Below are 6312 nucleotides of genomic sequence, written 5' to 3'. Positions count from 1 at the left end.
GTCTTTTCACCCCCCTCACTCCCCGGCTGGGACCAGATGCCGGCAACGGTCAGCAAGCGTTTTGGCGAGGCCTGGTGTTTCGAAAAGAGAAGTCTCATCTTGATGGTGCCGAGCGTCGTCGCGCGGGTTGACCACAACATGCTGATCAATCCCGCCCACCCGCAATTCCGTCACATCACGACCCTGCACGAGCCGGTGTTTTGGGATCGCCGGCTGTTCAGCGCCTAGACCGCGGCTAACCGCAACTCGCCAGCGAGCGTGACACTGCATGCAACAACTGCTGCTGCAGCACCGGGCAAAATACGTCCCCTAGCTCGTCCGCAAGTCGTTGAAATCGCTATTGGATTCCAGGTCTCCTCAGATCGGACAGGCAGTCTCGGGAGCAAAGCGCGTCCCCTAGACTAGCAGCTGGACGGCCGCTCTTGCCATCCCGCCGAAGCCCTCCTATCTTACTTTCGTCTTACCAATGAAGCCGCCATGTCCGCCAAACAGAAACTGACGACCACGGTCTCGACCAAGGGCCAGGTGATATTGCCGAAGGCTATCCGGGAACAGCGGCACTGGCCTGCCGGAACGGAACTGATGGTGGAGAATACCCCCGAGGGCGTATTGCTGAAGGCGATGCCCGCCTTTGCGCCCACCCGGCCGAAAGACGTATTCGGCTCCCTGCCGTATAAGGGGCCGGCAAAGTCGATCGCGGATATGGAAGCAGGGATCGCCGCCGAGGCGAAACGGCGGCATGCTCGCAATCGATACTAATCTCATCGTGCGCTATCTGGTGGGTGATGATCCCGGACAGGCTGCCCGGGCACGAAGGCTGATCGATAACAATGATGTCTTCGTCTGCACCACAGTCCTGCTAGAGACCGAGTGGGTGCTGCGGAGTGTATATGGGTTCTCCACGGCCCAGTGCGCCAAGGCCCTCTCCGATTTCGCCGGGCTACCGCGCGCCACTCTGGAAGATGTAACCGCCGCGGCCAAGGCGTTGGCCTGGATGCGGCGGGGTGTGGATTTTGCGGACGGCCTGCATCTAGCCAAAGCGGAAGGCTGCGAGGCCTTCATCAGCTTTGACCAGGATTTCGCCAAAGCCGCCAACACCCTCGGCGGCGTCAAGGTACGGGCGCCCTGACACCGGGCACACGGAGCGCACGGAAGGCTATCGCGGACATCTTTTGCTTGGCGGCACCCGGTTGCGGGTCGCTGGGGACAAGCTAAGGTACGCGCTTCCAATAGGTCGGCGAGTATCTAGGGGGCCTACTTTTCCCAGTGCCACAACGGCTGCGCTACGGCGATGGAAATAATGTATCCCCTGATTGTCTGTGCTGCGGTCTGGAGTATGATCCTTTCGTCTCGCAGGAGCGCAGACCCATGCACGAACGTCGCCACGGTGCTCCCATGGATCCCGGAAAATTTTCCATGACAGAGTTAGAGCAAGAGGCTGAGAAATTAACGGAGCTCTTGAAAGGGAAAACGGTCCGAATTGGCGTCATCGCGCTGATGAGATCGCGATCGAGTTTGATGATGGCGATAGAACCCGCTTGTTTGTGAACCGCGATCCTGCCGGACTAGACATTTCTGTTACGTGAAAGGGTGCTTATCCTATTTAACGCGATCACTAAAGTATCAGCCCACGAATTTTGAGCGTTTCGGACCGATGAGACCCTCTGACGAACGACAGCTTGAGGCCCTGGAAGCTTCATATCGGGGTCTACTTTTGTCCGCCCTGGGTAAGTGCGCCAAGGGCCAATGGGATCTTTTTGCTCACAACGAGCCGGCTCTGAAGCGACTTGGCGCAGTTGCACGTTCCCGCGCGCAGGACCCCTCTGTGGAAGAACTGCTTGAATTGGGCTCCCAAATCGAGCACCTGCGTTGCAGGTTAGGAGTAGAAGCTTTCGCGCTCCACGAGCGCCTTCTGCAAATACGAGCCTCTCACCATTCAAACACTCCTGGTGAACCCAAATTAGCCCAGCAATGGCTGGATGAACTGCGGTCATGAAAAACATCCAAGTCATCGACCGCGCGTCAAACAGCACTTTCAGCATTTTCCAGGCAACCGATGAGGAATTCTCACGTCTATTTCCCGATGCGGGACAGGAAATCCAGTTCGCTGAAGACCTCGACAATTTGCCCGCGCAGGACGAAGTATCCGCGGCGTTGAACCGGATTTGGGAGCGTCCGATCCGCAAGCGAGACGCACAGGGGATCCACGGAGCGCTTTTCTATGGTCTAGATCACTACAAAGGACTCTACCGTGAGAAGCGAGAGGACGGAGTTGATCCCGCAAGCGTAAACGCTGCACAGCGGCGCCTGTTCGGTATCTGACCTCTTCGTGCCCCGCGCGCGGTTGCCAAAAGACAAGGTCCGATGCGAGGTGAGCACGTCTGAATTTGAGTAGGAGACTGCCGGCGGGCAAGCGCCAACGTCTGCCGTTAGGAGTAGAGTGGAAATGACGGTCCGGCCCTTCGGCTACCTCAGCTTGGCGGCAGCTAACTTTGTGCACGTCGCAACGCGGCTTCCAAACGGGCCTTCTCCTTCTCCCAATGGGCTTTTTCGGACTGCGATCTTTCCTCGATCGCCTCGAGCTCGGCTTGTATTTGCGAAGCGTTTTTTTCGTGCTTCCGACGAGCCGCATCCAAGGCGTTCTGCGCCTTGTCGACGGCCTTTTGCCGTCGCTCGCGCTCCTTCTGCCGGGCAGCCTCTTCCTTTGCGCGTTGACGATCGCGGCGCTTCTGCTCCCTTTCGAAAGCCAGCGCGGCTTTTCGTTTGGCGGTCCGGTCATCCGTAAGTGGCTGGTGCTTGTGCAATTTACGGATTGCCGACTTGCGGCCAGCCTTTTTCGATCCGATGTCGGTCGGCAGATCGGCATGTTCCTTGAAGGGGCCGTTGGAGCCGACGGGACGCCTCAGAACGATGTCCGGCGCGGCCATGGTCGCGGCGATTACGTCGGGGTCCTCGCTTTGCTTCGCCGCGCCCTGCTGAAAGAGATTGCTGTCGGCGCCCCAGGGCCTCCAGAGCCGCTTTCATGGATGGCGCTGCGATCGCCAGATCGAAGAAAGAACGGATTTATTTCAAGACCTCGCGCTGTGGTATCGCGAGGTTTTGCAGAGTTTAACTTTCTATCATTTTACTTAGTCTGACTACGTAAACCAGAGAGATTGAAAACCTTAAGGCTGGTTTGAAAACATACTAATTTACTTAATATGGCTGAGCAAAAAGACAGAAAGCTAAACAAGCTGGAAAGAACCCTCCCGCAGGGACTTCTGGTCGATGCCGCCTGGATGGAGCGACATGAATACTCCACCAGCCTGCGCAGCCAATATGTATCGGCCGGATGGCTCGTTCAGCCGGTGCGGGGAACCTTCAAGCGCCCGCTCGGCGAACTCTCGTGGCAGAGCGTTGTCGTTTCGCTCCAGCGACTGCTCGGCTCCGACCTCGTCGTCGGCGGACGTACCGCGATCGAAGCGCAAGGCCTTGGACACTACTTGAGCCAGACAGGTCCTTCGACCGTGCATCTATACGGAACGCGGTCTGCTCCCGGCTGGCTCAGCAAACTCCCGCTCAAACAGAAATTCCGCGTTCACCGCTCGCAAAGCCTGTTCAAAACGCACGAGAGCCCGCCCGGATCGAAGTCCGGTATGACGCGCGAAATACCGGGACCACTCGAATGGCCTCTCACGGTTTCGACGCCCGAACGTGCGTTCGTCGAGCTGCTCGACGAATTGCCCCGCCACGAAAGCTTCCACCAAGTGGATGCGCTGGCGGAAGGGTTGAGGAGCCTGAGTCCCCGGCGGCTGCAAGCGCTTCTAAACGACTGCAAAAGCGTCAAGGTCAAACGACTGTTCTTCTGGTTCGCGGAGCGGCATCAGCACGCCTGGCTCAAACAGATCGACAAGGCGAAAGTCAATCTCGGCAAAGGAAAGCGCATGCTCGTCAAGGGCGGCAAACTCGACACCAAATATCTCATAACCATCCCGGACGATCTCAATGCCCCTGTCTGAAAATATCGGCATCAAGTGGCCTTGTTGATCGAGACGATCCCGTTCGTCGCGGAGGAGCCCGATTTTGCGCTCAAGGGCGGCACCGCCATCAATCTCTTCCACCGCGACATGCCGCGCCTGTCGGTCGATATCGACCTGACGTATCTGCCGGTGGCTCCGCGTCCCGAATCTCTTGCCGCGATCGATGCGACGATAAAGCGCATGGCGGCGGCCATCAGGAAAGGATTGCCGGGCGCGCGGGTAGAGGCTCGCACACGGGAGGATCCGAATGCGACTGCAAGCTTTCGGGAGGCTTGCTGTACTTGCCTTCAAGCACTCTCTCAGTGGGATCGCTGGAGCTCGCAAGAGCGGACCAACCGGCATGGGACTGGATGCCTGTCCAGCAAGTTATCGAGACGGTTCTCCTTCTCGATCGCATAGAATGCGGCGATGTGCTTCAGCGCCTCGCTCGCGATCGGCGCGGGGCCGGCTGTCGCGAGTTCGTAGAAGTTGCGCCGCGTGTGCACCCAGCAGAAGGCGAGTTCGACCTCGCCACGTTCAGCAAGCTTTGGGTAGGCGTTGTAGCCATCGACCTGCAGGATGCCCTTGAAGCCGGCGAGATGGCTGAACAGCCGCCCGGCTTTGCGGTCGGGTGCATAGACATAGGCGATGCCGGGTGGATCGAGGCCCGCCTAGGGCCTGTCGTCGGCGGCATAGGCCCAGAGCTGGCCGGTCTTGGTGCGCCCTCGACGGGGATCGAGCACCGGCACCGTCGTCTCGTCGGCGAACAGCTTGGACCTCGCGCGAAGCACCGTGAGAAGGCGCTCATGCAGCGGGCGCAGATGGAAGGCGGCATGTCCAACCCAGTCCGCCAGTGTCGATCGATCAAGAGCGATGCCCTGGCGGGCATAGATCTGGACCTGCCGGTAGAGCGGTAGATGATCGGCATATTTGGACACCAGAACCTGGGCGACGGTTGCCTCCGTCGACAGTACGCCCTCGATCAACCGGGTCGGAGCCTCGGCCTGCAGGACGCCATCTTCACAGGCTCGGCAGGCGTATTTGGGACGCCGGGTCACCACGACGCGGAACTGCGCCGGCACCATGTCCAACCGCTCGCTTTTGTCCTCGCCGATCTGGTGCAGGTCGCCCTGGCAGCAGGGGCAGGTCTTGTCGTCGACCACGACCTCGATCCGCGGCAGATGCGCCGGTAGTGCTCCGCGATTGTTGTGGCGCTTGCGTGCGCGCTCCGCCCGGCCTTCCGGGGCTATCTCGTCCTGGCTGGCTTCTGTACAGGCCGCAACCTGTTGGACGTCCTCGAGACCGAGCAGCACTTGCTCCCCGGGGAGCGGCTCGGCCTTCCGGCCAAAGCGATGACGCTGCAATTCCTTGATGATCTGGCGCAGCCGCTCGCTCTCATGCCGCTCGGCCAGCAGCATCGCCTTCAGCGTCTTGGGATCATCAGGGAGATTATCGCTCGACACCCGCAGATCAGATCATATTGCTGCTGCTTTGCGATGATCGCGAGGCTCCTGATTCACTTCGCCGCAGCGCGGCCCACTATCCGGATTTTCGTGTTGGAGCGGTCATGAGTCTGAGCCGTTTGCCCTTGTCGATTTCCGCCGAGAATTACGTCCCTTCGGCATCGTCTTCGGTTGCGGTCTCATCGAGCGCACTAACAATCTCGTGCATTCTCTCCACATCTCTGAGCTGCAATCGGATCAGCTCGTTTATGTAAGTCTCAACCTGTTTTCCGTCGCGCGATGCCGCAGTGGCCGCGCGTGCGTACAGGTCGGCGTCAATTTGAACCGGCTTTGGCATAGCTAGATCCTCAAGCACACGAAGCGGGAGAAGGCGGCTGGGCCAAACCAAAGAATACCACACGATAATCCGAGTTGCACGACCGCTGGATCACCACGTTTTCAACACGATAGTCCAGATAGCCAAATTATCCGGCTTGTGTCGGCGCTAACGTTTCCCGCGCCTCTTGGACCAGCCGCCAGTCCAGGCCTTCGAGCAGCGCCGACAGCTGCGCCGCTGACAGACGCGCCACACCATCCTCGATCTTCGGCCAGCGGAAGACACCCTCCTCGATCCGCTTGGCGAGCAGGCACAACCCAGATCGAATCCTAGACTGCAGTGCGAGATGACCGTCGAAAAGATCCCGCCGAGGGCGCTACCGAAGATTCTTGAGCAACCGGTCCGAGCGCCGGAAGAGCCTGTGTGTACCGAAAACTTTATCCGAGTTGATGACGTGACGGAAACGCCTAAGCTGGCGGAATGATCGGGCTGCTCTGTTTCGTTCTGGCCGTCCTCGCCTCGCCGTTCAAGTCGA

9 protein-coding genes and 1 pseudogene are annotated in these 6312 nt (G+C 59.3%); 6 read left to right on the top strand and 4 right to left on the bottom strand.

Annotation, left to right across the window (positions count from 1 at the left end):
- The 4 genes from OZ411_RS42370 to OZ411_RS42355 form a co-directional block, all read left to right on the top strand.
- Positions 1-228, top strand: a 228-nt coding sequence (locus OZ411_RS42370) for an RES domain-containing protein (RefSeq protein ID WP_349017082.1), incomplete at its 5' end; no start/stop codon positions are given.
- A gap of 249 nt (positions 229-477) precedes the next feature.
- A complete protein-coding gene (locus tag OZ411_RS42365) occupies positions 478-759 on the top strand; it encodes an AbrB/MazE/SpoVT family DNA-binding domain-containing protein (protein ID WP_282532720.1) in 282 nt (93 codons plus the stop codon).
- Entirely contained in the window at positions 740-1129 is a 390-nt protein-coding gene (locus OZ411_RS42360) for a type II toxin-antitoxin system VapC family toxin (RefSeq protein ID WP_282532719.1), read from the top strand. Before OZ411_RS42365 ends, OZ411_RS42360 begins: the two co-directional genes overlap by 20 nt.
- 863 nt (positions 1130-1992) lie before the next feature.
- Positions 1993-2322 (top strand): hypothetical protein, encoded by a 330-nt coding sequence (locus tag OZ411_RS42355; RefSeq protein ID WP_282532718.1) that lies wholly within the window; start codon positions 1993-1995, stop codon positions 2320-2322.
- 164 nt (positions 2323-2486) lie between these two features.
- Here the strand turns inward: OZ411_RS42355 and OZ411_RS42350 are convergent, their stop codons facing one another.
- Complete coding sequence (locus tag OZ411_RS42350) at positions 2487-2927, bottom strand: cell envelope biogenesis protein TolA (protein WP_349017081.1); 441 nt, start codon at positions 2925-2927, stop codon at positions 2487-2489.
- A 273-nt stretch (positions 2928-3200) separates the two neighbouring features.
- Here OZ411_RS42350 and OZ411_RS42345 point away from each other — a divergent pair, with 273 nt between their 5' ends.
- Together OZ411_RS42345 and OZ411_RS43470 are read left to right on the top strand one after the other, a co-directional pair.
- Positions 3201-3998: a type IV toxin-antitoxin system AbiEi family antitoxin domain-containing protein gene (locus tag OZ411_RS42345; protein WP_282532717.1), complete on the top strand. Its 798-nt coding sequence runs from the start codon at positions 3201-3203 to the stop codon at positions 3996-3998.
- Between the two features lie 15 nt (positions 3999-4013).
- Positions 4014-4418: a nucleotidyl transferase AbiEii/AbiGii toxin family protein gene (locus tag OZ411_RS43470; RefSeq protein WP_349017080.1), complete on the top strand. Its 405-nt coding sequence runs from the start codon at positions 4014-4016 to the stop codon at positions 4416-4418.
- On the opposite strand, the pseudogene OZ411_RS42335 reads toward OZ411_RS43470, so the two are convergent.
- The 3 genes and pseudogenes from OZ411_RS42335 to tnpB form a co-directional block, all read right to left on the bottom strand.
- Positions 4406-5416: pseudogene (locus tag OZ411_RS42335) on the bottom strand (IS66 family transposase); the annotation flags it as partial. The gene OZ411_RS43470 and the pseudogene OZ411_RS42335 sit on opposite strands and share 13 nt — an antisense overlap.
- A 190-nt stretch (positions 5417-5606) precedes the next feature.
- Entirely contained in the window at positions 5607-5798 is a 192-nt protein-coding gene (locus OZ411_RS42330; RefSeq protein ID WP_282532716.1) for a hypothetical protein, read from the bottom strand.
- Positions 5799-5925: 127 nt separating this feature from the next.
- Complete coding sequence (gene tnpB, locus OZ411_RS42325) at positions 5926-6093, bottom strand: IS66 family insertion sequence element accessory protein TnpB (RefSeq protein WP_282532715.1); 168 nt, start codon at positions 6091-6093, stop codon at positions 5926-5928.
- Positions 6094-6312 lie beyond the last annotated feature (219 nt).

This window comes from Bradyrhizobium sp. Arg237L (genome assembly GCF_029990105.1).
Taxonomy (GTDB): Bacteria; Pseudomonadota; Alphaproteobacteria; order Rhizobiales; family Xanthobacteraceae; genus Bradyrhizobium.
Note: the sequence above shows the minus strand (reverse complement) of the source record. Positions and strands in the feature narration are given on the sequence as shown.

What these genes read in the sequence shown, in the direction of transcription:
- OZ411_RS42350 (WP_349017081.1), bottom strand. Translation starts at nt 2,927, where the DNA reads ATGGCCGCGCCGGACATCGTTCTGAGGCGTCCCGTCGGCTCCAACGGC.
- OZ411_RS42330 (WP_282532716.1), bottom strand. Translation starts at nt 5,798, where the DNA reads ATGCCAAAGCCGGTTCAAATTGACGCCGACCTGTACGCACGCGCGGCC.
- OZ411_RS42360 (WP_282532719.1), top strand. Translation starts at nt 740, where the DNA reads ATGCTCGCAATCGATACTAATCTCATCGTGCGCTATCTGGTGGGTGAT.
- OZ411_RS42355 (WP_282532718.1), top strand. Translation starts at nt 1,993, where the DNA reads ATGAAAAACATCCAAGTCATCGACCGCGCGTCAAACAGCACTTTCAGC.
- OZ411_RS42365 (WP_282532720.1), top strand. Translation starts at nt 478, where the DNA reads ATGTCCGCCAAACAGAAACTGACGACCACGGTCTCGACCAAGGGCCAG.
- OZ411_RS42345 (WP_282532717.1), top strand. Translation starts at nt 3,201, where the DNA reads ATGGCTGAGCAAAAAGACAGAAAGCTAAACAAGCTGGAAAGAACCCTC.